Source organism: Rothia sp. HMSC067H10 (assembly GCF_001810635.1).
Classification (GTDB): domain Bacteria; phylum Actinomycetota; class Actinomycetes; order Actinomycetales; family Micrococcaceae; genus Rothia; species Rothia dentocariosa.
The window spans coordinates 234,298-259,221 of the sequence record NZ_KV802317.1 but is presented as its reverse complement, the minus strand read 5'-3'; the positions used below and the strand labels follow the sequence as shown (position 1 = coordinate 259,221).

General features: G+C 49.5%; 22 protein-coding genes, 1 tRNA gene and 1 riboswitch. Of the genes, 3 read left to right on the top strand and 20 right to left on the bottom strand.

The window, feature by feature from the left end:
* Nucleotides 1-44: 44 nt before the first annotated feature.
* Nucleotides 45-659 (bottom strand): ANTAR domain-containing response regulator, encoded by a 615-nt coding sequence (locus HMPREF2756_RS08210; protein WP_048754317.1) that lies wholly within the window; start codon nt 657-659, stop codon nt 45-47.
* Between the two features lie 211 nt (nt 660-870).
* Here HMPREF2756_RS08210 and HMPREF2756_RS08205 point away from each other — a divergent pair.
* A tRNA-Leu gene (locus HMPREF2756_RS08205) sits at nt 871-950 on the top strand.
* Between the two features lie 199 nt (nt 951-1,149).
* Here the strand turns inward: HMPREF2756_RS08205 and pyk are convergent.
* Nucleotides 1,150-2,628 (bottom strand): pyruvate kinase, encoded by a 1,479-nt coding sequence (pyk, locus tag HMPREF2756_RS08200; protein ID WP_013398979.1) that lies wholly within the window; start codon nt 2,626-2,628, stop codon nt 1,150-1,152.
* 509 nt (nt 2,629-3,137) lie between these two features.
* On the opposite strand from pyk, the gene HMPREF2756_RS08190 reads away from it, so the two are divergent.
* On the top strand, nt 3,138-3,710 hold the full coding sequence (locus HMPREF2756_RS08190) for a flavodoxin domain-containing protein (RefSeq protein ID WP_070620183.1): 573 nt from the start codon (nt 3,138-3,140) through the stop codon (nt 3,708-3,710).
* A gap of 228 nt (nt 3,711-3,938) precedes the next feature.
* Here the strand turns inward: HMPREF2756_RS08190 and lgt are convergent, their stop codons facing one another.
* The 12 genes from lgt to pnuC all read right to left on the bottom strand — a co-directional run bounded on the left by lgt (nt 3,939) and on the right by pnuC (nt 15,939).
* Nucleotides 3,939-5,069 (bottom strand): prolipoprotein diacylglyceryl transferase, encoded by a 1,131-nt coding sequence (gene lgt, locus HMPREF2756_RS08185; RefSeq protein ID WP_083301701.1) that lies wholly within the window; start codon nt 5,067-5,069, stop codon nt 3,939-3,941.
* Between the two features lies 1 nt (nt 5,070).
* Nucleotides 5,071-5,922, bottom strand: a complete 852-nt coding sequence (gene trpA, locus HMPREF2756_RS08180; RefSeq protein WP_070620176.1) for a tryptophan synthase subunit alpha — start codon at nt 5,920-5,922, stop codon at nt 5,071-5,073.
* A complete protein-coding gene (trpB, locus tag HMPREF2756_RS08175; RefSeq protein WP_070620173.1) occupies nt 5,919-7,250 on the bottom strand; it encodes a tryptophan synthase subunit beta in 1,332 nt (443 codons plus the stop codon). The genes trpA and trpB overlap by 4 nt, the downstream gene beginning before the upstream one ends.
* 187 nt (nt 7,251-7,437) lie before the next feature.
* The gene (gene trpC, locus HMPREF2756_RS08170) at nt 7,438-8,232 is read right to left on the bottom strand and encodes an indole-3-glycerol phosphate synthase TrpC (protein ID WP_070620170.1); all 795 of its coding nucleotides are present in this window, start codon (nt 8,230-8,232) and stop codon (nt 7,438-7,440) included.
* Nucleotides 8,233-8,326: 94 nt separating this feature from the next.
* Nucleotides 8,327-8,581 carry an HGxxPAAW family protein gene (locus HMPREF2756_RS08165; protein ID WP_048779795.1) on the bottom strand — a complete coding sequence of 85 codons (255 nt, stop codon included), beginning with the start codon at nt 8,579-8,581 and terminating at the stop codon, nt 8,327-8,329.
* Nucleotides 8,582-8,752: 171 nt separating this feature from the next.
* Entirely contained in the window at nt 8,753-9,436 is a 684-nt protein-coding gene (locus tag HMPREF2756_RS08160; RefSeq protein ID WP_070620167.1) for a Trp biosynthesis-associated membrane protein, read from the bottom strand.
* A 24-nt stretch (nt 9,437-9,460) separates the two neighbouring features.
* Nucleotides 9,461-11,053 (bottom strand): anthranilate synthase component I, encoded by a 1,593-nt coding sequence (locus HMPREF2756_RS08155; RefSeq protein WP_070620164.1) that lies wholly within the window; start codon nt 11,051-11,053, stop codon nt 9,461-9,463.
* Nucleotides 11,054-11,192: 139 nt separating this feature from the next.
* Nucleotides 11,193-11,666: a 6,7-dimethyl-8-ribityllumazine synthase gene (gene ribH / locus HMPREF2756_RS08150; protein WP_048779800.1), complete on the bottom strand. Its 474-nt coding sequence runs from the start codon at nt 11,664-11,666 to the stop codon at nt 11,193-11,195.
* An 82-nt stretch (nt 11,667-11,748) separates the two neighbouring features.
* Nucleotides 11,749-12,510, bottom strand: coding sequence for a GTP cyclohydrolase II (locus tag HMPREF2756_RS08145; RefSeq protein WP_070620159.1), 762 nt, complete (start codon nt 12,508-12,510; stop codon nt 11,749-11,751).
* Complete coding sequence (ribB, locus tag HMPREF2756_RS08140) at nt 12,507-13,784, bottom strand: 3,4-dihydroxy-2-butanone-4-phosphate synthase (protein ID WP_070620157.1); 1,278 nt, start codon at nt 13,782-13,784, stop codon at nt 12,507-12,509. The genes HMPREF2756_RS08145 and ribB overlap by 4 nt, the downstream gene beginning before the upstream one ends.
* A gap of 191 nt (nt 13,785-13,975) precedes the next feature.
* The gene (ribD, locus tag HMPREF2756_RS08135) at nt 13,976-15,223 is read right to left on the bottom strand and encodes a bifunctional diaminohydroxyphosphoribosylaminopyrimidine deaminase/5-amino-6-(5-phosphoribosylamino)uracil reductase RibD (protein ID WP_070620155.1); all 1,248 of its coding nucleotides are present in this window, start codon (nt 15,221-15,223) and stop codon (nt 13,976-13,978) included.
* Nucleotides 15,220-15,939, bottom strand: coding sequence for a nicotinamide riboside transporter PnuC (gene pnuC / locus HMPREF2756_RS08130; RefSeq protein ID WP_070620153.1), 720 nt, complete (start codon nt 15,937-15,939; stop codon nt 15,220-15,222). Before pnuC ends, ribD begins: the two co-directional genes overlap by 4 nt.
* Before the next feature lie 123 nt (nt 15,940-16,062).
* A riboswitch (FMN riboswitch) is annotated at nt 16,063-16,202 on the bottom strand.
* A gap of 480 nt (nt 16,203-16,682) precedes the next feature.
* Between pnuC and HMPREF2756_RS08125 the strand changes: the two genes are divergently transcribed.
* Nucleotides 16,683-18,158 (top strand): GH25 family lysozyme, encoded by a 1,476-nt coding sequence (locus HMPREF2756_RS08125; RefSeq protein WP_070620150.1) that lies wholly within the window; start codon nt 16,683-16,685, stop codon nt 18,156-18,158.
* A 209-nt stretch (nt 18,159-18,367) separates the two neighbouring features.
* Here HMPREF2756_RS08125 and fabF read toward each other — a convergent pair whose 3' ends face one another.
* The 6 genes from fabF to dprA all read right to left on the bottom strand — a co-directional run bounded on the left by fabF (nt 18,368) and on the right by dprA (nt 24,912).
* Nucleotides 18,368-19,636 carry a beta-ketoacyl-ACP synthase II gene (gene fabF, locus HMPREF2756_RS08120; RefSeq protein WP_070620147.1) on the bottom strand — a complete coding sequence of 423 codons (1,269 nt, stop codon included), beginning with the start codon at nt 19,634-19,636 and terminating at the stop codon, nt 18,368-18,370.
* A gap of 88 nt (nt 19,637-19,724) precedes the next feature.
* Nucleotides 19,725-19,967, bottom strand: coding sequence for an acyl carrier protein (locus HMPREF2756_RS08115; RefSeq protein ID WP_004004541.1), 243 nt, complete (start codon nt 19,965-19,967; stop codon nt 19,725-19,727).
* A 202-nt stretch (nt 19,968-20,169) separates the two neighbouring features.
* Nucleotides 20,170-21,195: a beta-ketoacyl-ACP synthase III gene (locus HMPREF2756_RS08110; protein WP_070620144.1), complete on the bottom strand. Its 1,026-nt coding sequence runs from the start codon at nt 21,193-21,195 to the stop codon at nt 20,170-20,172.
* Nucleotides 21,196-21,251: 56 nt separating this feature from the next.
* Nucleotides 21,252-22,151: an ACP S-malonyltransferase gene (locus tag HMPREF2756_RS08105; RefSeq protein WP_070620141.1), complete on the bottom strand. Its 900-nt coding sequence runs from the start codon at nt 22,149-22,151 to the stop codon at nt 21,252-21,254.
* A gap of 294 nt (nt 22,152-22,445) precedes the next feature.
* A complete protein-coding gene (locus tag HMPREF2756_RS08100; RefSeq protein WP_083301700.1) occupies nt 22,446-23,516 on the bottom strand; it encodes a tyrosine recombinase XerC in 1,071 nt (356 codons plus the stop codon).
* A 61-nt stretch (nt 23,517-23,577) separates the two neighbouring features.
* Entirely contained in the window at nt 23,578-24,912 is a 1,335-nt protein-coding gene (dprA, locus tag HMPREF2756_RS08095) for a DNA-processing protein DprA (protein ID WP_246825896.1), read from the bottom strand.
* Nucleotides 24,913-24,924: the final 12 nt, after the last annotated feature.

Sequence of the window (24,924 nt, the reverse complement as noted above, 5' to 3'; positions counted from 1 at the left end):
CAGCTAATCATCGTTTGGGACTTGACACTAAGGTCCCAAGAAGATTACTCAGACAGCTGCTTGATAATAGTATCGGATACCTCTCGCATAGAGAGGCGACGGTCCATTGAGGTCTTCTGAATCCACCGGAATGCCTCGGGCTCGGTGAGGTTCATTTTGGTGATAAGCAAAGACTTGGCACGATCTACGAGCTTTCGAGTCTCAAACTGATCACGAATAGTTGTGACCTCTTTCTCTAGCGTACGCAGCTGTTCATATCGAGAAAGCGCCACCTCGATAGCGGGAAAAAGGTCATTAGGAGTAAAGGGCTTGACCACATATGCCATGGCCCCAGCTTCAACAGCACGATCCACCAGCTCTTTCTGGCTGAAAGCGGTCAGGAGCACCACAGGCGCTATTTTTTCCTTTCCGATTTCCTCGGCGGCTGTAATACCGTCCATAATCGGCATTTTGACATCCATGAGCACCAAATCGGGATGGTGTTTTTTAGCAAGCTCGATAGCGGTTTTACCATTATCGGTCTCTGCCACGACCTCGAACCCTTGGTCCTTCAGGATTTCGACGATGTCCAGGCGAATCAATGCTTCGTCTTCGGCAACCACAACGGTGCGCGCCGAGACCTGCTCTCCCTCGTGTTCGTGAGCGGTCTTCTCTGACATAACTCTCTCCTTGGTCTATTTTCAGTCGCCTTTATTCTACAGTAGTTAATAAAACTTCATCTACTGTATAAGGTTGAAATTTGTATGTTTCTCGTCTAGATGCAAAACTATCGTCGAGGACTCAAAGAATACTGTGGACATTTCTCACTCTTTGTAATTCGATTTTCTGCCAATCGATAGGGTAGAATCTTATGCGTACCTTTGAGTGCAAGCCCGAGTGGCGGAATTGGCAGACGCGCCTGACTCAAAATCAGGTTCTTCGGAGTGTGGGTTCGAGTCCCACCTCGGGCACATTTACTAAACTCGTCTTGACCATAGTTATGGTTTCGAGACGAGTTTTTATTTTCTTGGAGCTCCAGTTCAATAGATTGGGTACCCGCAACTCATATGGTGGGTCTTTCCGCATATAGAAAGTCCCGCCTCCTGCATCAAAGAGGCGGGACTTCTCATAGATTCAGTTCGAAAAATGTTTACACGATAAAGAAGAACCTTACTTGTGTTCGTCTTCCCCGTAGGGGCGCAGGTGCTCACGCTCTTCCGGCTCATGCTCACCGGAACCCTGTTCCTTAATACGGTGTACCTTAACCATATTGGTTGATCCCGCCACCCCGGGAGGGGAACCTGCAGCAATCACAATAAGATCACCCGGTTCTGCAAGCTTATGCTCCACTAGGTAGTCATTTACGATGTCGGTCGTACCGTCAATGTTGGTCGCCACCGGCGCATGCGCAGCTTCAACGCCCCACAACAGTGAGATAAAAGCACGCACCTTTGGGTTGGGGGTGAAAGCAAGTACCGGCTGCGCAGGGCGTAGACGTGCTAAACGGCGTGCTGAGTCACCAGTCTGGGTAAAAGTACTAATGTAATCTACATCCAATTGTTCCGCAATGTTTACAGCTGCACGCGTGATGGCACCACCACGGGTACGGGGCTTACGGTCCAGCTGTGGTACGCGGTATAGACCCTTTTCCTCAGTATCACGAATAATGGAGGCCATTGCCGCAATGGTAATAATGGGGTAATTGCCCACCGAAGTCTCGCCGGAGAGCATCACCGCATCGGCGCCATCCAAGATTGCATTTGCACAGTCAGAGACTTCCGCGCGCGTAGGAGTCGGGCTAGAGATCATGGACTCAAGTACCTGAGTTGCCACGATAACGGGCTTAGCCCAGCGACGAGCCATCTCAATAGCTTTCTTCTGAACCAGTGGCACCTCAGAGAACGGCAGTTCCACGCCAAGGTCGCCACGGGCAACCATGATGCCATCAAACTTGTCGATAATATCTTGCAGATTATCAACGGCTTGAGGCTTTTCGATCTTGGCAATCACCGGAATACGGATACCCTCTTCGGCCATGATCTCATGAACGCGGTTTACGTCTTTCCCGCTACGTACAAAGGAAAGAGCAATAATATCTACGCCCAAATTCAAGGCAAAACGAAGGTCAGCCTCATCCTTCTCGGTCAGCGCGGGAAGAGAAACGGCCGCTCCAGGAAGGTTGATGCCTTTATTGTTTGAAATAGGTCCGCCTACAATCACACGAGTGCGAACACGAGTTGGAGTTACTTCAACGGCTTCCAGCTGGATCTTACCGTCATCCAGCAAAAGTTTATCGCCGGGCTTCACATCGCCAGGAAGACCTTTATAAGTCGTACCACAGATATCTTTGGTACCCTCAACGTCCTCAGAAGTAATCGTAAAATCAGCGCCAGGCTTTAGATATTCTTCCCCGTTTACAAAGCGCTCCAAACGGATCTTAGGACCTTGCAGGTCAGCGAGAATAGCTACTTCTTTCCCCAACGCCGCGGATTGTTCACGGATAGTTGTGTAAGAGTTAGTGTGAACGTCATGGTCACCGTGACTCATATTCAGACGGGAAACGTTCATACCCGCCTTGATCGCTTCCGCAATTTTTTCGGGAGAAGAAATAGCCGGACCAATGGTTGCAACGATTTTTGCGCGCCTCATGTACCTAACCTTCGTGTGTTGGGGTGGAACCTTCTAAGAAAGATACCCATAATATGAATGGAACCTTCTCATCAGGAGTCCCAATTATTCCCACACAACACCATGTATACACAACATGGCATGTGCGGCATGCATCCCTTCTAGTATATTCCTTCTCAAGCGTTTTCGGGAGGAAAATTCTCGGTATTTTCAGGAAATCCTTGTTTTAACCTCGAACCATGTTGCCCACTCAAGACTCACATGCTCTCTACCTGCCCCTCAGAACAATAATTAGGTTTTAGTTGTTTTCTGACATCTCATTTGAAACTATGGCCAAGCGTTCCTGTCCGAGAAACAAATATGCCCACATCATGTATGACACACCTTGATGTTCATCGCTCGCCCCCTTCTTCCATGTGATAAAAACGACACGCCAGTATTGGCTAAGCAATTTCACATTTATCACCACCTGCCATAGACTGGAATCAATAATTAGTATCTTGTATGCAAATTTGCTTTGGGAGGCTTCAGTGACCATTCGTGTGCTGATTATCTTCGGTTCAACCTATGGGTACACCGAGCGTTATGCGAACTGGCTAGCAGAAGATCTGCGAGCATTACCACAGGCTCCTGAAGTCGATACTCTACGGGCTACAGAAGTAACCCCTGAACTTGTGGAAGCAGCAGACTCCGTTATTATTGGCGGTAGCGACTACGGTGGGTTCCTTACAGGCGCTCCCAGCCTCAAGAAGAAAATTGTTCCCGTTATTCTCCCTAAAAAGGAACGTACTGCATTCTTCACGGTTTCCTTCACAGGCGAGCACTCCAAAAAACTACTCGACAAGGCTGTCGCTAAAAGTTATACCGCAGAACTCACCGATGGACGCCCGACTTTCCATTTACGTGGTGGGATTGATTTTTCAGAACTTTCACTTGCTCATAAGACCGCTCTTAAAGGTCCGGTTCGCGCCTGGTTGATGGCTAATCCAAACCCCAACGAAGGTATTCAGCAAATGCTTGAGTGCTATAAAACCGGCCATGCGGATTACACCAACCGAGAGTCTCTAAAACCACTTGTTGAAGCAATATCCAAATTCCTCTGATATCGCATAGCAGGTTACCAAAATAAGCTTGGCCGGAGGTTTTCTCTCCTCCTCCGGTCTTTTGATTCCGGATGCGGGTGCGAGGCCGCGCCGATAACGTATTCGGTTGCAGGGGGTGGGTCTTGTGTGTGCGGCCCACCCCCTCCTTTTATCTTTCATCAAGGAAAAAGTCAGGTCCTCTCCACCATTAAAATAGTGAAGAGGACCCAAGGTTAGTTGTCCAGGAATTTACGATTTAGATTTTTTCCACGGGATCTCAGGAGCTTTATCCTGCTTATCACCGGTCTGAACCCTATCTGCAGGCTCCTCGTGGGTGCCTGGTTCTTTGTCTTTTGTAGCTTTCTTCTCTTCCGTTACCTTCTTTTCAGATATCCGAGATTCTTCCAAGGTCTCTTTACCCTGGTTAGAAACCTCATCCGAATCTTGGGCGGCAGTCTTCTCTGAGTTAGGGGTATGCTGAACAGATGGCCCCTGAACTGGAGCTTCAGCAATGCCCGCTGCAGCTTTAGCCCTAGCGCGGATACCAGCGGCAACAAAGCCGATCAACCCTAGTACAATCAGGGCACCCGATGTCCACACGTGAACCCGCAGCCCCAGAAGTGTTTCAGAGGTATCAATACGCAGGAACACTTCAATGAAGAACCGTCCAATACCGTAGTACAGCACATAGAGCCAAAAAGTTTGTCCGCGCTTCAGGAACCTATTCCCCAGGAAAATTAGAAGGAATGCGCCCACAAGATTCCACAATGATTCGTAAAGGAATGTGGGGTGAAAGAGAGTTCCTGCGGGATATTGAGCAGGAAAATTCCCACTCGATTGACTAATCTCCAAACCCCACGGAAGGGTAGTAGGCTTACCGAAAAGCTCCTGATTAAACCAATTGCCCCAACGACCAAAAGCCTGCGCCAAAATAATACCTGGTGCAACTGCATCCGCAAATGCTGCATAGTTAATCTGGTATCGGCGACAAGCAATCCAGGCCCCCAGGGCTCCTACGGACACCGCTCCCATAATGCCGATGCCGCCTTCCCAAATCTTCAGGAAAGCCCAAGGATCAGAGACATTGGGACCAAAATAGCTGCCAGGGTCTGTAATGAGCACATGGTAAGCACGCGCCCCAATAATTCCAGCGGGAATAGCCCACATTGCCACGTCATATACGCGCTCACGTGTGCCGCCAACTTGTGCCCAGCGCCGAGCGCTAAGCCATAGACACACGATTATTCCGGCTAAAATGCAAAGTGCGTAAAAATGGATACGAAACGGCCCAAGCTGAAGATAAGATACACTCGGCGACGGAATTGACGCCAGCGGAAGGGATACTGCTGAGGTAAAGGATTCCGATAATATAACATTCATACTATGCACGTCCTGCAAGTTCACGAGTTAGTGCTCCCACCGCAGCAGGACCTCCATCAGCTAGAGCTTTTACAAGTGCCGTTCCTACAATCACACCATCTGCATAAGTTCCGATCTCTTCAACATGGGCACGAGTTGAAACGCCTAAACCAACACATGCGTATTCAGCACCTGCAGCATGAAGGTTTTCGACAAGTCCTTGGGCAGCTTCTGAGACTGAGGTGCGAGCCCCTGTAACGCCCATGACAGAAACGGCATAAACGAACCCGCTCGAAGCCTTAGCGATAGTCTCTAAACGTTGAGGCGATGATGATAGCGCCGCCAAGAAAATACGATCTAACCCGTATTTTTTAGAGGCTTCGAACCAAGCCGATGCTTCATCGGGTACTAAATCTGGAGTGATCATTCCAGCTCCTCCAGCAGCCGCAAGATCACGTGCAAAATTATCAACACCGTAGGCAAGTACGGGGTTCCAATACGTCATCACGACAACGACAGATTGGGTTGCCTCGGTAATGCGCCGTACAGCATCAAAAACCCGAGAAAGTTTGAAGCCGCCTTCTAATGCGGCACCTGTGGCATGCTGGATAACGGGGCCGTCCATGACCGGATCCGAGTACGGTACGCCCAGCTCAATAATGTCGGCACCGTTATTGCCTAATTCGATAGCTGCTGCCACAGAATCTTCAAAGTTGGGAAAACCTGCGGGGAGGTACCCGATAAGTGCTGCACGCCCATCTTCTTTGCATTCGCGTAACCGCTGCACGAGAAGCGAGTTCGGGTTTTGGGGTGGGAAGGTACCGTCAAGGACTTCGTACTTTGCCGCATGCGGCTGTGCGTCTTGATAGCTCATGCGTGCGCCTCGCTTTCTGCCTGCACTGCCTTCTCAGCAACTGCCTCTTTATTGCCTGTCATGAGAGAAGATGACGGGGTTGCTTTCCCTAGATCGAACCATTTCAAGGCGGTCTCCATGTCTTTATCGCCACGACCAGATAGGCACACCACCATTATTTTTTCACGGGCAGACTCAGAATCTTGATGCGCCCACTCCTGACAGACCCGTAACGCACCGGCAAGTGCATGCGCCGATTCGATGGCAGGAATAATACCTTCAGTACGGCAAAGCAGTTGAAAAGCATCCATAGCTTCAGTATCGGTCACCGGCTGGTAGCTGACACGGCCTAAGTCTGAAAGGTATGAGTGTTCGGGCCCAACGCCGGGATAGTCCAGGCCAGCAGAAATCGAATGCGACTCTATAGTTTGCCCATCTTCGTCTTGCATCAGGTAGGTTACGGCACCGTGAAGCATTCCTGGGCGGCCTAGATTAATAGTTGCGGCGTGACGTCCGGTTTCTACACCGTCTCCCCCCGCCTCAAAACCGTAAAGTTTTACATCGCGGTCATCAAGGAATGCATGGAAGATTCCAATGGCGTTTGAGCCCCCACCAACGCATGCAGAAACTCCGTGGGGAAGACGCCCAGTCATCTGTTGAATTTGTTCGCGTGCTTCAGAGCCAATAGCATCATGAAAGAAACGCACCATAGTAGGAAAAGGATGTGCTCCCGCCGCTGTACCCAGCAGATAGTGGGTATTCTCGACATTAGCGACCCAGTCTCGAAGAGCCTCATTAATAGCGTCTTTCAGAGTACGGGAGCCATTCTGAACGGCAATAACTTTCGCGCCCAAAAGCTGCATACGCGCCACGTTCAAAGCCTGCCGCTCGGTATCTTCTTCACCCATGTAAATCACACAGTCCATACCGAAAAGCGCAGCAGCCGTTGCCGTTGCTACACCGTGCTGACCAGCACCGGTCTCTGCGATCAGACGTGTCTTACCCATGCGCTTTGCGAGAAGTGCTTGTCCTAAAACATTGTTAATCTTGTGGCTACCGGTATGGTTAAGATCTTCACGTTTCAGAAAGATCCGAGCCCCAGCGTGCTTTGAGAACCGCGGAACTTCCGTTAGCAATGAAGGACGATTCGAGTATTCAGCAGAGAGTCGCTGAAATTCCGCAATAAACTCTGGATCCTGCTTAGCATTCTGGAAGGTAGACTCAAGCTCATCCATGGCGGCAATTAACGACTCAGACATCCATCGCCCACCGTATTGCCCGAAGTAGGGACCGGGTGCATTTTTGAGGGATTTCCCCTCAAGAAATGCGTCTGCCAGGTTTTCGCTCATTGTTGTCCTTCCCGGGTACTTTTATTTTCATCCATGAGTTAGGTTTGTACACTTAACTCATGGTACGGCTTGTTCGTATTCTTACTATTCTACGCGGAATGACATAGCGTCAGCGTATATAAAGAAAAGCCCTATGATTATTCACATGTGAAAAACTGTCATCTACGTAAGATAGCTCTAATCTGCATTAGAGATGAGGTACAGCCGAAAATTCACGTACAGTTTTCTCCGGGTCTCCAGATTTGACCAGAGTCTCACCAATAAGCACGACATCAGCACCAGCCTGCGCGTAGTTCTGTACATCGCTCAGCCCAGATACACCAGATTCTGCAACTTTAATAACGCTTTCCGGCAGGTCGGACGCAAGCTCTGCATAATGCGCGTTCTTGACTTCAAGAGTTTTTAGGTTGCGAACGTTAATACCTATAATTTTGGCTCCGACACGCTGAGCTATAGATATTTCTTCTGAAGTATGTGCTTCTACGAGAGCATTCATACCAAGCGATTCGGCAAGCTCTAAGAAAGCACTCAAGGTATCCTCTTCCAAAGCAGCAACAATAAGAAGCACCAGATCTGCGCCGTGTGCACGTGCCTCCCAAATCTGGTACTCATCAACAATAAAATCTTTACGCAATATGGGAATACTGACGTGAGCACGAACCGCATCCAGATCCTCCAGGCTTCCGCCGAAACGGCGTTCTTCGGTAAGCACCGAAATAGCTGCTGCTCCTCCACGCTGATACTTCACCGCTAGTTCCGCTGGATCCGCTATTTCCCCCAGGACACCTTTCGATGGAGACGAACGTTTCACCTCTGAAATGATACGCACAGTTCGGCCATCACCACGTAAAGCGCATACAGCGTCAAGAGCTGGCGCCGTAGAGAGCGCTAGCTCCTGCACCTTTTCCAGAGGATGTTTTGCACGACGATCCTCTAAATCCTCACGTACTCCACCAATAATTTCATCTAGTACGGTACTCAACAGTGTTCCTTCTCATAGTCATCAAATATCCAAAAGTTTGAGATAGCACAAGAGAGAGCGCCTCGTCATGGGCGAGGCGCTCATAGCGTATTTACTAGTGACGCTCAGTATTTTTGGTTTTAGAACCACCTTGGCCGTAGCCAGCACTCTTGAGAAGCAATCCAGCCACTAGACCCAGCACGATAATGCCAGCACCAACAAAGACGATAACGGGCTGAGCCAGATCATACGCAACAGCACCAACAAGTACCCCGGCCGTCATGATGGCGATCATAACCCACGACGCTACGGTGCTACCGTGATTTGCATACGGGCGCTCAGGAACAATAACAACTTTCTCTTCCGTCACGAAAACTCCTCATGTGTGTGCACAGATACGCGAATAATGCGTACAGACGTCCTTTCTTCGATTTTAGGTCATGACCTCGTCTTCTGTGAATTTGCTGGTGAGAATCGTACAAATATTTAGGCAGGCATGGGTGTACAACTCGCAGCGTTTGAAACCTTTTTACTATTAAAACTATTTCTCTGCGGTAGGGTCTTCTCCCCTGCTCAGCAGGTCCCATGCATCCATATTGTCGACCTCACCGGGAGTTTCTTGCATGTTACGCACTGTGCGGTCATATTTACGCCCACCTTGCCAGTGTCGAGCCACCACAAGAGTCCAAAGTCCCACGCACATAATAAGAAAACCTGATATGCATGAAATCCACGGCCAAACAGTCACATCATACGCACCTGTAGACGCCACGGTTCCCGTTACCTTGCTGGTCTCAGTTACAACCGCATCTGCGGGATTCATCACCACCGACAGCGCAGAAAAAATAATACCCACCCCGGATCCTAAACTTACAAATGCGATAACATACCGCAAAAGCTGAGGGGCTATGCGTGCCGCTAAAGGAGCTGCTAAAGCTACCATCGCCAGCGCGCTTACTGCGGGCGCCGCTTGAGACCCGTTAATGTCAAGGTTTTGTTCCCCCAAGACCCCGTTCACATGCGCTTGGACCCAAGGAAAAAGCGTCGTGCTAAAGGCAAGGGCAGCCACAGCAAGCCCTGCTAAAAGCACCAGTCCAGGCGCTTGTAGTCGCGCAGGTTTCGAGTGTAAGTTTTCATCCGCCGCACTAAAAGCCGTAGCAGTACTCGTTGTCTCGTAGTTATTTGATTGATTCAAAGACGAGGATTTATGCCGCTGTGTATTCATGGGATTATGCCCTCCCGCAGGTTCTTAATCTGCTGTTGTAACGCGTTTTGTCTGCAGAGGTTTCAGACCCGATGCCGTCAATACGGCACGGAGCGGAGCAGCTGACTTATTTACGGTCTCTTCAGTCTCGGACTCCGGGTTGGAGTCCATCACAATACCGGCTCCAGCCTGTACGTAAGCTTTTGTTCCTTTGAGAACAGCAGTACGAATTGCAATAGCCATGTCCATGTTTCCAGCAAAATCAAAATATCCGCAGACACCCCCATAAACCCCACGACGGGTCGGCTCATACTCATCGATAAGCTGCATGGCCCGCGGTTTGGGAGCCCCCGAGAGAGTCCCCGCCGGAAAAGCAACGCGAAGTACATCGTAAGCACTGAATTGAGGGTCAAGTTCAGCACTCACTGAGGAAGAAATATGCATGATATGGCTAAACCGCTCAATCACCATGAACTCATCAACAGAGACCGTTCCAGGCTTTGCAATTCGAGACAGATCATTACGTGCCAAATCAACCAGCATCAAATGCTCAGAGCGCTCTTTTTGATCGGCAAGAAGCTCTTCAGCAAGAGCTATATCCTGTTCACGAGTTGCACCGCGAGGCCGGGAACCAGCGATAGGATGCGAGGTCGCACGACCCTCCTTGAGGGTCACCAAGGCTTCTGGGGAAGAACCAACAATTTGGAAAGGAATACCCTCAGCATCCTCAAAGTTAAAGAGGTACATGTAGGGTGAAGGGTTAGATTGACGAAGGACGCGATAGACATCAAGCGCATCCGCACCAGTTTCAGCTTCAAAACGACGTGAGATCACGATCTGAAAGACGTCGCCATCAATAATATTTTTCTTACACCGATCAATTGCATCTTGATACCCTTGCACCGACCAGGTTTGAGTAACCTCACGATGAATTCGATCATTTACCTCAGAAACTCCGGTTAAAACCGATGCCGTTTCAGAGGCACCCTGTTCTAGCTGCTGCAGCATACGGTGCAGACGTTCGACCGCATCGACGTATGCATCATCCACATTTTCATCGGTACCGTTGAAGTTAATGGCATTTGCGATCAAGAGCACTGTACCGTCAGTATTATCATGGATTGCCATGTCAGAAACCATATTCAAGGCAAATTCTGGAAGATTCACGTCATCAGCTGGCGGATACGGCAGGTTTTCCCAGCGGCGTACTACGTCCCAGCCCAAGTAACCTACCAACCCCGATGTTAACGGTGGAAGGCCAGGAACCGGTTCAGTATGAAGCATACGAAGTGTTTGATCGATAGCTTCAACGGGGTCGCCTTCTGTTGGGGCTCCCGCCGGAGTTTGCCCTTGCCAATATATCTTGCCGTCTCGTGTGGTCAGGGTTGAACGAGAAGAAGCGCCGATAAAAGAATACCGGTCCCAAGCTGCCGATTCCCCCTCGGTCGCGATCTTAGCCGATTCAAGCAAAAAAGTTCCAGGATCAGCGGCACCATCGTGTAGAACCAGCGAACGATAAATACCAATGGGTGTGAGCGAGTCTGCAAGAATTTTGATGCACACCGGAATAACTCGGTGAGTCACCGCGCGTTCCCGGAATTCTTCAAGAGAGGGTGAGATAATGCCCAAATCCTGCATAGGACTAATCCTTCGTGCTTGATCGCTGATGCCCAAGCTGTTGCCTGGGGCTCTCGTATTAGTGTACAAGTTCCACCACATCTAACAGTGGTTTGACCAAACAGCGCGAAGTATCAAAATTGACACTTCGCGCTGTTAATTAGCTCAGTCGTTTGAGAGTCGCTGCGGTTTGCAAAGCTGCCGCCGTTGCCTCATAGCCTTTGTCTTCAGAGGAACCAGGAAGTCCGGCACGGTCTAGAGCTTGTTGTTCATTATCGCAAGTGAGTACCCCGAAACCGACCGGGCGACCAGTCAGCACGGAAACATCGGTCAGACCGCTCGTAGCGCCCTGACATACGAAGTCAAAGTGAGGAGTTCCACCGCGAATAACAACGCCGAGGGCAACAATCGCATCGTATTTTTCGGCAAGACGGGTTGCTGCAACAGGTAGTTCAAAAGTCCCCGGAACACGCACAATAGTCGGCTCCAGCCCCGCATCAGCGGCGGCGCGCTGCGCCCCATCGAGTAACCCTTCCATGACCTGAGTGTGCCAGCTTGCCGCGACAATAGCTAGTTTGAATCCAGTGTAGTCCTCAGGATTGAGAGTGGTATCTGCTGCTCCTGCGCCGCTCATATTTCTTAACTCCTTGGTGTCGTTGGTTTATATCGCAAAGTCGTCCTCTGACCACACAGCAAGCTGTTATCAGCCAGAAGAACTATATACTAGGCCCATGGAGCCTATGCCCCATACGCCGACGTTTTGTTTCAAGGTACTTGGCGTTCTCAGCACGCGCCGGAATTTCGTCAGGAATTACCTCATGTACTTCAAGCCCCAGCTCGGTCAGCGCGTCAACCTTTGCCGGATTATTTGTGATAAGTCGCAGATTATGAACCCCGAGTTCTTGCAGAATAAGTGCCGCCTGCGTGTAATCACGCATATCTTCGTCTAAGCCAAGCGCTAAATTTGCGTCTAGGGTATCAAGGCCAACGTCTTGAAGTGCATAGGCTCGCAGCTTATTTACAAGCCCAATACCTCGCCCTTCATGATTGCGAATATAGAGCATCCAACCACCATAACGCGAGAGAATTTTTAACCCATTCTCAAGCTGCTGACCACAGTCGCATCGGAAGGAGCCCAGAATATCTCCAGTAGCACATTCGGAGTGGATTCGCACTGCGGGAATCTGAGCTTCTCCCGAAAATGCAATAGGGTTCCCTTGGGCGTCTATAGCACGAATGCTCATATGCTCAACACCATCGGCAAACCGCCAAGCACTTACCCCAAAGTTTCCATGGGGTGTAGGAACAATAACCTCAACGGTCGATTCCACCAGTTGCGGGCTGGGATGAGGCACTAAGTCTAAAGGCGAAGCTGTGTATTGGTGGGCAAATCTCTCAGCAAGATCGCATTTCTCGAATTCGAGCTCTGAGGGTATGTGCTTGTGCTGAGTGCTCTGCTTTTCTGGGGTATCACTCATGCTCGTTCCTTCACATACTGAATAAGGTCTTCGATCGAAATTATGGGGAGGCTGTGCGCAGCTGCAAAAGAGCGCAATGCTTCAAAACGCATCATGCTTCCATCATCATGGACAAGCTCGGCAATAACGCCTACGCCCGAAAGACCGGCCGCACGAGTAAGTTCTACGGCCGCTTCGGTATGCCCAGCACGTTCCAAAACCCCACCAGCCACGGCGCGCAAGGGAAATATATGTCCCGGACGACTTAAATCTTCAGGAACCGCCGAGCTATCCGCAAGAACTCTCGCTGTACAAGCCCGATCGGCAGCACTAATACCTGTTGTGGTTCCTACACGCGCATCGCAAGAAACCGTATATGCAGTACCTTTAGGATCTTCATTGTGCGCGGTCATTGGCGGCAAGTTCATGCTGTCTGCGCGTTCGTGACTCATTGGAGCACATATCACTCCGGAAGTATAGCGGATAGTAAATCCCATGAGTTCTTCTGTAGCATATTCAGCCGCAAAAATTATATCTCCCTCATTTTCACGGTTTTCATCATCCACTACAACGACAGCTCGACCGGCGGAGATAGCCTCAATGGCCTCCTGAATAGAATCCAACTCTTGTGCAACTACGGAAGTTTCATGGAAATCTACATTTCTCATTTCCATCAACCGGGCTACGTATTTAGCGAGCGCGTCTGTTTCAAGATTGACAGTGTCTCCTACGGTAAGCTGCCCTAGATTAGTTGCGCTAAGAGTTTCAGGAATCAAACCGACTTCAAACCAGGGAGCGCTCTCAGCAGAGGCAGAAACCGCTGTTACTGTCAGCGATACGCCAGAGACTGCAATAGAACCCTTCTCAACCAGATACGGAGCAAGTTCTTGAGGAATGGAAAAACGAATAGTGCACCATGCATCATGTTCAGTTATTGATATAACCGTCGCGATACCATCTACGTGTCCCTGGACTACATGTCCGTCAAACCTTCCATTGGCAGGCATGCACCGTTCAAGGTTAACGACCGATCCTTGAGTTAGTGTGCCTAGATTGGTCCGAGTGAGCGTCTCCCCCATTGCATAAGCGCGAAATTGCTGCGGTTCAATGCTATCCTCATCAACGGCAGTTAGGCATACACCGTTGACAGCTAGGGATCCTCCATGGTCCAAGTCAGAGACAATGTCACCAGCGTTAATAGTGATATATGCAGCTCCGGTCGGAGTCCCTTGAGCGTCATAGACTGGTTGAACGGATTCAACGGTACCTAGCGCACCGATAATTCCTGTGAACATGTGTGTCTTCTCCTCTGTGGCAGCTGCACCGGGATGGAATTCAGATGCCGCTACGATACTTGCACTATAACTATAAAGATGAGTCTTTTATTCCCCGAAATATTGTGCAGGTGCATACCGGAACGATCTCAAAGACGATGTTCCCTTTCCTACACTTTGTTTCCAGGAATTATGCATAACTTTTGTAGTTTTTATTCTCGTGATTCTGGAAAATATTTGTGTGTGAAACGTGGAAGTACACGACGAATACCCGGTGTATTTTTTGCAGTGCTACGGGGGCTTGGTATCAGGTGCGTTGCGGTGTCTTCGCCTAAGACCCGGACTGATGGAAACATCCCAAGATCATCAAGCTGCAGACGAGGGGCATTTTCCAACGTGTTGGTAATAAGTCGGTACATTGCACTTTTACCGTGCCCCATGAGTATAGGAGCGCGGTACCAAACAAGTTCGTCAAGAAGATCTTCCCCGGTAAATAGACCAACCATTCCCGGTCCTCCCTCAATCATGAGGTGTCGCACCCCACGACTGTAAAGTTCGTCAAGAAGCACTCGGGGCTCATGAGTGTAAACCTGCATGTAATTTTCTGGGTCTCTTGTACCTAGACCACACACTTTATAGGTGCTTGGTATATCTGTTTCTCCCATGACAACCCGTAAAGGCTGTTTCTTGTAGCGTTGCCCTGAGATATCACGGGCATCTAGTGAGGGATTATCAAGGAGTGTAGTGCGGGTTCCGATCATCACGGCGTCTGCACGTTTTCGGATGAGATGCCCATCAGCACGTGCTTGTGAACCAGTTATCCATTTACTGGTGCCGTCTGCTGCCGCGATAAAACCGTCAAGAGTTGAAGCAGATTTAACGGTAATAAATGGTCGTTTTTCTGCGACCGAAATAAACCATCGTTCATTTAGCGAGTACGAGTCCTCAGCAAATTCTCGCATATACGTTGTTACGACTCCGTGAGAGCTTAAATATTCTGCTCCGCCAGAAGCCTGAGCGTTCCTATCTGGATATGCATAAAAGACCTGAGAAATTCCAGCTTCTTTGATAGCATGCGAGCACGGACCGGTTTTGCCTGTATGATTGCAGGGTTCTAGCGAAACATACATTTTTGCATCGCTCATATCCGTGCCAGCCGCGCGGGCTTGAGCTAGGACATCAGCTTCAGCATGAGGTGTTCCTACCCCGCGATGCCATCCAACGTGGAGTACTTGACCGGTGGAATTTGTAATAATTGCCCCCACAAGTGGATTAGCCCCTCGTATACCCTGACGAGCGGCTTTTAAAGCTAAACGCATAGCACAATCATCGGTCAATGCCCCTTCAGGGATCTTCATGGTTACCGAAGCAGGTATTCCTTGAAGATGTCCGTACTCCGCAGCAGAATAGTCAAGGTCATTTACGGGCGTATACATCTCAGGACCTAGATACGTTGTCATGATTTGCTCGATTCCACGTCAACAGTAATATCTGGAAATTGCGTTTGAACTCGGGTTTTTTCTTCACGGTTCCGAGTACTCCACCATACGAAGAAGCCTACAAGAGTAAAGCATCCGTAGAAAACATACATCAGCGAGGTGGCATAGTAGCCTGCACCCCAAAGTAGCGGAACACCAACAATATCAACAGCAACCCAAATTAGCCAGAACTCTACCCATCCTCGTGCCATACCATAGGTCGCCATAAGCGAACCGGTAAATATCCAAGCATCTGACCATACAGGCTCGTATGACCCTAGAGAACGAAATATTGGGGTTAACGCTATCGTGCCAAGAATAAGTACAGAGATAATGCTAAAACGTTCCATCCTGGATGCCCATCGTGGAATTACAGCTGCCCCCTCGGCACGCGTTCCTTGAACTCTGCAAGATTGCCGCCAACGATACCAGCCCCATACAGAAACAGTTATGAACATAATCTGGCGCCCAGCCTGACCAAGCATATTAATGGGGTTGGGGCTGCCGAAGAAGGCACCCATAAAAACGGTAAAAAGCAGCAGATTTCCGGCTATACCGATCGGCCATGCCCAGACTTTACGGCGCATTCCGCCCAGCGCTGAGGCTAAACCGAAAAGGTTACCTAAAACTTCGCGCACAAGAAGAATCTGGTCTCCAAACTGTATTTGTGCGTCGAAGAGCCACCGCAGAACGTTCACTGTTCCTCCCTTTCATCGTCATTGCGGCGACTCCGGGGAGAACAAAATGCATTGATTCCAGCAATTGCTGGAACATTAGATAACGGTTTCGAATATATACCGTGACCGCATCCCGTGCTTTCTGCTCGTGCTGCCTACCATCCAGACTGTACTGTCGGTACCGGAGTTTCACCGGTTCGGCCGTAAGCATCACAATAACTGATACACACGGTTCGCGGACTGTCACCGCCGGTTCGGAATTTCACCGACCCCGGAGCACGATTACGGGTCAATTATGGCACACCACGCAAGATCGCCAAAAGCAGGTCTTGAGGAAGGCACCATCGCTATCACAGTATGGGCTAAAGATATGTCAATTTCTTTACCCTTAATTTTGTGATTTAGACATTATGTACTCTCACATAGAATGTACTTTTCTCCTTGCCTGTTTATATTGAAAAATATAAAATTTTCCACCGTATATGAGGTTTAACATACAATTTAATGATATTACTCCTGCGGTATCAGATATTTTAATACTTGACACTTAAAAAATACTCATACTTCCACAAAAACGGGCTACAAAGGTTTAAATACTTGAAATTTATAGGAAACTATCTTTAGAATACTCTTCGTTCACGCTTCCTTTGAGAAGCATGATCTGCAGTGCATTTTTAAGAATCGAAAAAAATTCTTCGCATTTTTAAATCATGCACAACACATATCACTCTCACATACACAACTAAATAAAATTGCAGGTAAACATGAAACTTTTTAACCGGCAAAAGTCTATTTCAAAGACCCTAGCAGCCGTTGGCGCTATGGTGCTGGCTTTAGGGACTATAAGCCCGGCAGTAGCTCATGAAAATACTTCTGATGCTTCTGCTACAGCTCAAATTCCCGCTCACGCGGAAATGAATACTCCAATGGGTGCAGGTGAGCGAGCTCGCCTTGCAGAGTCGCAATCCTCAACTCTTGGCAAGATCTCCCCTAATGCCACTTCCATGTGGACTCCCACAGGTGGAACCCTCGGTATGGACGTTTCTTCATACCAAGGAAATGTAGATTGGAACCGTGCATATAATATGGGCTCCCGTTTTGCATACACAAAAGCAACAGAGGGTAACTATTACACTAACCCTTACTTTGCTCAACAATACAACGGTTCCGCACAGTCGGGCATGATTCGTGGTGCCTATCATTTCGCTAACCCGCGTTCGACTTCTGGTGCTGAGCAGGCACGCTATTTCGTCAGACACGGCGGTGGGTGGACTAACGACGGAATCACGATGCCGGGTCTGCTCGACATTGAATATAACCCATATCCAAGTCTTGGCAACACCTGCTACAACATGAGCAGCGCCGATCTCACTCGATGGATTCGTGATTTCATGGAAACCTATCGCAGCCTCACCGGTCGATATCCTATGATTTATACCGCTAATTACTGGTGGAGACAATGCGTAGGCGCAACAGAGTTCGGTAACCACCTCCTGCATCTGGCAAATTACAACTACTATCCCGGTCCTATGCCAGCCGGGTGGAGTAATTACGATATATGGCAGTTCTCTTCTGAAGGACCTTTTGTTGGAGACTCGAATTTCTTCCCGGGTACGGTTCACGATTTACGTGCACTAGCCACCAATGCGGGGGCAAAGAACCGTTCATGGCATCCTCAACCCGCGCCCCGAGTAGAAACGGCTCCTAAGACCCGGTTCCGGGATGTTCCGCAGAGCTCGCCTTTCTATAAAGAAATTGAATGGTTAGCCAACGAGAAAATTACTACTGGTTGGCCGGATGGCACTTTTCGACCGGACGCAGGTGTAGAACGCGCTGCAATGGCAGCTTATTTCTACCGTATGGCTGGCTCTCCCCCGGTTAATCTTCCAGCACGTTCACCTTTCCGCGATGTAGCGCCTCAAGACCAGTTCTATCGCGAAATCGTCTGGATGCATCAGCAAGGTATCGCTACCGGTTGGGCTGATGGCACCTTCCGTCCGCACGATAGTGTCAACCGCGATGCGATGGCAGCTTTCTTCTACCGTTTTGCGGGGAAGCCAGCGGTGCCCGCAGGCCGTAATTTCTCAGATATTGGAGCGAACAATCAATTTTATCGAGAAATTATGTGGCTCAAAGGTACTGGTATCGCTACCGGTTGGGCTGATGGCACCTTCCGCCCTTGGCAACCTGTTGAACGGGGTGCGATGGCAGCGTTTATCTACCGCTATAAGCACAAGTAAAATAGTCGCTTCTCATTAATAATCAGGGAGGATTCCCCACAAAACTGTGGGGAATCCTCCCTGATATTATTACCCGCTGCACTTTCAGATATGACAGCTGCGTTAGGTATGCATACCTCACTGTTTTTCATGGCTTCAGCTGTACACAGATACGAAAAGGGCCTTCTCAGGTAATTCCTGAGAAGACCCCAATGCAGTATTATGCAGAGTTACTCAACAGAACGGAACGCGACGACTGCATTATGTCCACCAAAGCCGAAGGAATTCGAGATACCAACAATCTCTCCTTCAGGAAGCTCCCGTGCCTGTGTCACAACGTCAAGATCAATCTGCGGATCTTGGTTTTCCAGATTAATAGTAGCCGGAGCTTTGCGGTTGTAAATCGCCAATACGGTAAGCACTGCTTCAAGGGCTCCTGCACCACCCAAAAGATGCCCCGTCATAGACTTGGTTGCAGAAACAGCAATATTCTTTGTATGCTCACCGAAAGTAGCATGCATAGCAGTTGCTTCCGGTAGATCCCCCGCAGGAGTTGAGGTTGCGTGTGCGTTAATATGCACAACTGTAGCAGGGTCAATATCCCCATCTTTGAGTGCTTCACGCAGAGCTCGTGTGGCTCCTAGAGCATCAGGATCGGGAGCGGTTATATGGAAGGCATCAGCAGAGACACCGGTACCTGCTAGCTCGGCATAGACTCGCGCTCCACGGACTCGGGCATGCTCCTCTGACTCAAGAATCATAGCCGCAGCGCCTTCGCCCATCACAAATCCGTCACGATCCATATCATAAGGGCGTGAGGCTTTTTCGGGGTCATCGTTGCGCGATGACAATGCCTGCATACGTGCAAAGGCCGCTAAAGGAAGAGGATGAATTGCTGCTTCGGAACCGCCGACAACAACCACATCTGCTTTACCTGTGCGAATCATATCGACCCCCAGCTCCATAGCTTCCGTTGAAGAAGCACAGGCAGATACGACGGTTTGAGCAGCGGCGCGCGCTTTCAGGTTCATCGACACAGCGGCTGCGTTACCGTTAGGCATTAACATGGGAACTGTCATGGGAAGAACCCTTCGAGGCCCTTTCTCACGCAATGTATCCCATGCATCAAGCAGGGTCCACACACCACCGATCCCAGTACCAAATGCTACACCGGTGCGTAAGGGATCAACTTCTTCTGCGGATTCAGCGTCGGAACCCGAAAAACCAGCATCTTCCCAGGCTTCACGAGCAGCGATAAGTGCTAGCTGTCCTGAAGGATCTAAGCGCTTTGCTTCAACTTTGGTGAGTCGTTCTGACTCGTGAGCAGGCTCTGCGAGGCGCCCAGCGATGTAAACAGGCAGGCTGTATTCTTCTACCCAGGGCTCATCAATTTTAGTGATACCCGAGACGCCTTTAAGCGCATTTGCCCAGGTGGTGGGGACGTCGCCGCCAATAGGAGTGGTTGCGCCGAGACCGGTCACCAACACTTTTCGAGACATCTTCACACTTTCTTGTTTATATCGGTGGAGGGTGAAACTAGACAGATGGGCGCGGTTACTTGCCCGCGCCCATCGTCGGTAGCCTAATTTAGGCTGTTTTTGCGATAAAGTCTACTGCGTCACCAACAGTCTTGAGGTTCTTGACCTCTTCGTCTGGAATAGTAACTTCGAACTTTTCCTCAGCGTTCACTACAATAGTCATCATCGAGATAGAGTCAATATCGAGGTCTTCGGTGAAGGACTTATCCAGCTGAACATCTTCAACTTCAACACCGGTCTCTTCATTTACAATCTCAGCAAGACCTGCGAGGATCTCTTCTTTGTTAGCCATGAAGGGCTCCTTTGTCATAGAAGTGGTAGCACGCTCCTGGTTAAGAGCATGTGCATAATCGAGTTTATCGTGTCTGTGTAAGTATCTCACACAATAACCCCGAGTTTTTCAAATTCGTACTGTAAATCTAGTTTTTGCAGGTACGAATTTGAGCTATCTCATAAAAGGTATATTCAGATACCTTAAGAGTGATCTCGATAACTTACGGAAGAACAACAACCTGTGCCGCATATGCAAGACCGGCCCCAAAACCAATCTGTAGTGCAAATTTTCCAGAAAGTTCAGGCTGTTCCTGCAAAAGACGATGCGCTGCCAAAGGAACGGAGGCGGCAGACGTGTTACCAGCATCCGCAATATCTCGCGCAATAGCGACATTTTCAGGCAATTTCAGGGTTTTTGCCATCTGATCGATAATGCGAGCATTAGCCTGATGCGGAATTAATGCATCCAGCTCATCCGGAGTAATACCTGCCGATTCTAAAGCCTGCTGTGCAACTTTTGCCATTTCCCACACGGCCCAGCGGAAGACTGAAGGTCCATCTTGACGCAGGGTAGGCCAAATCTTTTCGTCTTCCTGCACAGGGTTAGCGACAAAGTCACGGTTACGGATATCGAGGAGGGAATGGGTCATTCCAACAGTCCCCCAACGAGAACCGTCTGACCCCCAAATAGTCGGGGCGATGCCGGGTTCGTCCGATACGCTGACAACAGCCGCACCCGCTCCATCTCCCAACAAGAATGAGATAGAACGTTCCGTATTATCTATAAAATCTGAGAGTTTTTCAACGCCTATCACGAGAACATTCTGCGCCATACCAGAACGAACCATAGCATCTGCCTGAGCTATACCATAGCAGAAGCCAGCGCAGGCCGCAGAAATATCGTAAGCAGGACACCGAGACCCAATGGCATCCGCAACCAGAACAGCTAGTGACGGAGTAGCATACGGATGGGAAATTGTTGAGATAATAACGGCATCAATCTGTTCACCCGTCACGTGTGAGTTGGCGAGCGCATCATGAGCTGCTGCGATTGCAAGGTCATTAACGGTTTGGTTTTCGCTCGCTCGATGTCGGGTTGAAATCCCGGTACGCTGCTTAATCCACTCATCAGACGAGTTGATAGCTTCAACGATATCGTTATTATGAACAATCACCTCACCACGGGAAGCCCCATAGCCTAAAATGCGGGAGTAACGATTGTTCTCATATTGTTTGAGGGTAGTCACGTGTTTACTGTTCCTTGAGCTGTTTCTTCGTGGGTCTGATCTGATACGCCTTAAACCTATGCACCAAATTTTTCGAGGTCTTCAGGAGCATTAATGGCGGTGAAAGGTACACCACGCATTGCGCGTTTTGCCAATCCGACGAGGGTTCCTGCAGGTGTTACCTCAATAATATCGGTGACTTCGTCTTGCAACATCTGAGCCATACACAGATCCCACCGCACAGGGTTTGTAACCTGCTTGACGAGAGAATCGAGAAATTCCTGTCCGGAAGCGACCGCAGAGCCATCGCGATTACTCAAAATTTTGTGCTTCGGATCTTCAACCGTGATCGTGTATGCAAATTTCTTGAGTGGTTCCACGGCTGGGGCCATAGCTTCTGTGTGAAAGGCACCAGCAACTTTAAGCGGAATAACACGAGTACGCGCCGGTGGATTCTCAGTGAATTTTTCAAGAGCGTCAAGTGCGCCTGCTGCAACGATTTGTCCACCGCCATTGGAGTTGGCTGCAACTAGCTGCGCCGCTTTAATTGCTTCACGAACCTCTTCTTCATCGCCGCCCAGGACTGCTGCCATACCGGTTGGGGATGCAGCGGCGGCTTGGGCCATGCCGGTGGCACGAACGCGAATAAAACGCATAGCATCTTCATCGCTAAGAATTCCAGAAAGTGCGGCTGCTGTAATTTCTCCTACGGAGTGCCCCGCGAAAAGTAGATTCTCTGATCCTAGACGAGCAAGCGTTAGACGCCCGGTGACAATACCTGCAGCAACAATCAAAGGCTGGGCAATAGCGGTGTCTTTAATAGCTTCTTCCTCGGCTTCGGTGCCGTAATGGATAAGGTCAAGCTCTGCTGCTTGTGAGAGACGCTCAAGGTGTTCACGAACTCCAACAATCTCAAGCCAAGGAGTGAGAAAGCCCTTTTTTTGAGATCCTTGACCGGGGCAGACAATAGCGTACATTCTTGACCTTTCAAATAGCTCATGACGCTCTCGCGTATAGTATTCTATCGCTTTATCATCGTACGGAGTAGCTCAAAATGCCACATATTATGATAAACGCTCCAGAGATATTCTACTCATCTTTTGTCCTAGCTGGTATATCCCATAAGCGCCCACCACAGGCTCCGCTGGATATTGGTCTTGATATCTTATGCCCTCTAAGTACCAGCTGCTTCTTGTAACGTCATCATTTTTCGCTTACCGCGCAGGGCAAGCATACGAAAAACTTCAATAGCCTTTTCCGCTTCCGTACAATCAAGCTCGCGGATGAGCACGAATATAGGTATCTGCTAAACGTTTCATGGAGACATGGGTATAGATCTGTGTCGTTGAGAGCGATGCGTGCCCTAACAGCTCTTGAACGGTACGAATATCTGCCCCTCCGTCAACAAGATGAGTTGCAGCAGAATGACGAAGGACATGTGCCCCTGAAACCTCGGTATCCTCAAGTGTACGTAGGATTCGGCTAATATCTTCACGAATTTGTCGAGGGTTTGCACGTTTACCGCGTGGCCCTATAAACAGGGCAGTTACATCGCGTGAACCTTTGGCTATCCAATACGGGCGCCCTATTTTGACCCACTGTGAAAGAACTTTCATCGCGGGGGTTCCCAATGGTACAACACGTTCTTTATTACCTTTACCGATAACGCGAACCGTCTTATTAGCTCGGTCTATACTCGATAGATTCAAGCCTGTAAGTTCTGAGATACGCATACCCGATGAGTACAGAACCTCTAGAACAGCCCAAAGCCTCAGCATCCGGATATCCTGCGGATTTTCGCGGCATCGCAGTGCTACGGTGTCCAAAACGGAGCTCATCTGTTCCTGACTCAGGACAGCAGGAAGATGTCGGTCACGCTTAGGCGTACTCATTCCCCGGGTAGGATTTTCTGTGATGAGTTCTTCCTCATGAGCCCAGCTGAAAAAAGTGCGCAGGGTCGAACCACGTCGAGCTACAGTCGTCTTGGCATTTTGTTTTAGGTGCATAGACCCCAGCCATTCACGGATAAGCTGCAGGTTTATATCTTCAACACGGCTAATTCCCCGTCGTCCGATAAAACCGAAAAACCCGTAGAGATCAGATATGTACGATCGGATAGTCTCTTCGGAACGATACTTCTCGTACCTGAGATAACGTTCGAAATGCTCGACAATAGGTAAAAATACTTCTCCAGATAAGACGGGAGCAAGGTCTGGGGCGGAGTCTTGCTGGCTTGCTGATATGGGGAGGGTAGGGGCTAATGAACTTTCCGGTAAAACTGCATCGGGCATAGGTAAAGTCTTTGAAAGCTCTTTATTATCATCCCAAAATGCTGCTGTCATTTCTCCTTCCTCACCTTCTGCCCCTATCTCTTCTGCAAGGTTAGCAAGTCCATGTACTAAGCTATGATGCTGAGCGAGCTGCCTGCCGTATTTTACGCCACCCGAACCCATCGGTTTCTGCCAGACCTTGTTGCGCCAATTGGCTCAGTTCTACCATAGTACCGCGCAAAGGCAAGCCGATGTGGCCCGCAAGCTCCTCCGCCGATCGATAGGTCCGCGGGGACATCATGTCCCAAAGCCGTCCCTGCGCCTCCGACATGGTATCGAGAATTGTGCTTTGCTCGTGATCATGACTTTGCTTTTCTTCCTGCAGAGCATCGAACCCTTCACGAGCTTCCAGAATATCTTGTATCTCGCTCAGGATACGAGCATAGCCATCCCGAATAAGCCTGTGACAACCTACAGAGTTTGGAGAGTTAATATTCCCTGGAACAGCCCAAAGTTCCCGTCCGATTTCAAGTCCATGCCGGGCGGTGTTGAGGGCGCCCGACCTCCAACGTGCTTCCACCACCACAATGTCGTGTGAAAGGGCGGCAATAAGACGGTTACGCTCTAGGAATCTCCACCGTGTGGGTGTATTTCCAATAGATACTTCGCTCAGAATAAGACCTTCCTCCACAATACGGTGCAAAATCTCACTGTTCTGCACGGGATAGAAATGATCCAGACCTCCAGCCATGAGCGCAATCGTAGGAACCGCAGAATTTCCTGCGGCAAGCGCAGCACGATGTGCAGCCACGTCAATGCCATAAGCCCCACCGGAGATGATAATGTGACTCTTCTGCGCTAATTCGTGTACTAAATATGATGTTGCATCAGCCCCGTACACGCTTGCATCGCGCGAACCAACGACCGCAACACATTTCTGAAAATACTCTGTTAGTATCCGTAATTTTGCGGGATCACCCTTGCCCCACAGACCATACGGAGTTTCATCCCCTAAATCTTGCAGGTGGTTAGGCCAAAAATCATCAACAGGGGTTACAAGCCATATGCCGCAAGATACCGCCATAGCGCATTCACGTCGAGGTTCAAATCGCTGACGTCCCTGCCATCTCCTACGCTTCTTTGCGATACCACGAGTAAAGTCCTCATAGCTCATGGAATGCTGACCGGGTGTATAACTGACCCCTGCGGCACGAAGTACATCGGCAATTTCTTCGCTGGGTTCTCCCCCATTCCACCACGTTTCCGTCATTCCTTCCGGATTAGTCACGCAATACAAAGTAAGCGGAGCCCCCAAAGTTTTTAGTCCCTCAACGATCAGAGGGTCCGCAGGATCAGCAAAGCGCATAATAAGGGCGGTACATAACCGAATATAGGCTCGCACCTGGCGGATCCGTTCTTCCGGTTCCAGGTTTTCCTCAAATAGCAGCTCGGCTTCTTCATCCTGCAACTTCGCATTTAT

Coding starts and splice junctions, on each gene's coding strand:
- trpA (WP_070620176.1), bottom strand. CDS start 5,922: ATGAGCTATCAAGACGCACAGCCGCATGCGGCAAAGTACGAAGTCCTT.
- HMPREF2756_RS08105 (WP_070620141.1), bottom strand. CDS start 22,151: ATGTACGCTATTGTCTGCCCCGGTCAAGGATCTCAAAAAAAGGGCTTT.
- lgt (WP_083301701.1), bottom strand. CDS start 5,069: ATGAATGTTATATTATCGGAATCCTTTACCTCAGCAGTATCCCTTCCG.
- HMPREF2756_RS08160 (WP_070620167.1), bottom strand. CDS start 9,436: ATGAATACACAGCGGCATAAATCCTCGTCTTTGAATCAATCAAATAAC.
- trpB (WP_070620173.1), bottom strand. CDS start 7,250: ATGAGCGAAAACCTGGCAGACGCATTTCTTGAGGGGAAATCCCTCAAA.
- HMPREF2756_RS08125 (WP_070620150.1), top strand. CDS start 16,683: ATGAAACTTTTTAACCGGCAAAAGTCTATTTCAAAGACCCTAGCAGCC.
- pyk (WP_013398979.1), bottom strand. CDS start 2,628: ATGAGGCGCGCAAAAATCGTTGCAACCATTGGTCCGGCTATTTCTTCT.
- ribB (WP_070620157.1), bottom strand. CDS start 13,784: ATGTTCACAGGAATTATCGGTGCGCTAGGTACCGTTGAATCCGTTCAA.
- ribD (WP_070620155.1), bottom strand. CDS start 15,223: ATGACAACGTATCTAGGTCCTGAGATGTATACGCCCGTAAATGACCTT.
- ribH (WP_048779800.1), bottom strand. CDS start 11,666: ATGAGCGGCGCAGGAGCAGCAGATACCACTCTCAATCCTGAGGACTAC.
- HMPREF2756_RS08210 (WP_048754317.1), bottom strand. CDS start 659: ATGTCAGAGAAGACCGCTCACGAACACGAGGGAGAGCAGGTCTCGGCG.
- HMPREF2756_RS08155 (WP_070620164.1), bottom strand. CDS start 11,053: ATGCAGGATTTGGGCATTATCTCACCCTCTCTTGAAGAATTCCGGGAA.
- HMPREF2756_RS08100 (WP_083301700.1), bottom strand. CDS start 23,516: ATGACAGCAGCATTTTGGGATGATAATAAAGAGCTTTCAAAGACTTTA.
- fabF (WP_070620147.1), bottom strand. CDS start 19,636: ATGTCTCGAAAAGTGTTGGTGACCGGTCTCGGCGCAACCACTCCTATT.
- HMPREF2756_RS08145 (WP_070620159.1), bottom strand. CDS start 12,510: ATGAGTGATACCCCAGAAAAGCAGAGCACTCAGCACAAGCACATACCC.
- HMPREF2756_RS08115 (WP_004004541.1), bottom strand. CDS start 19,967: ATGGCTAACAAAGAAGAGATCCTCGCAGGTCTTGCTGAGATTGTAAAT.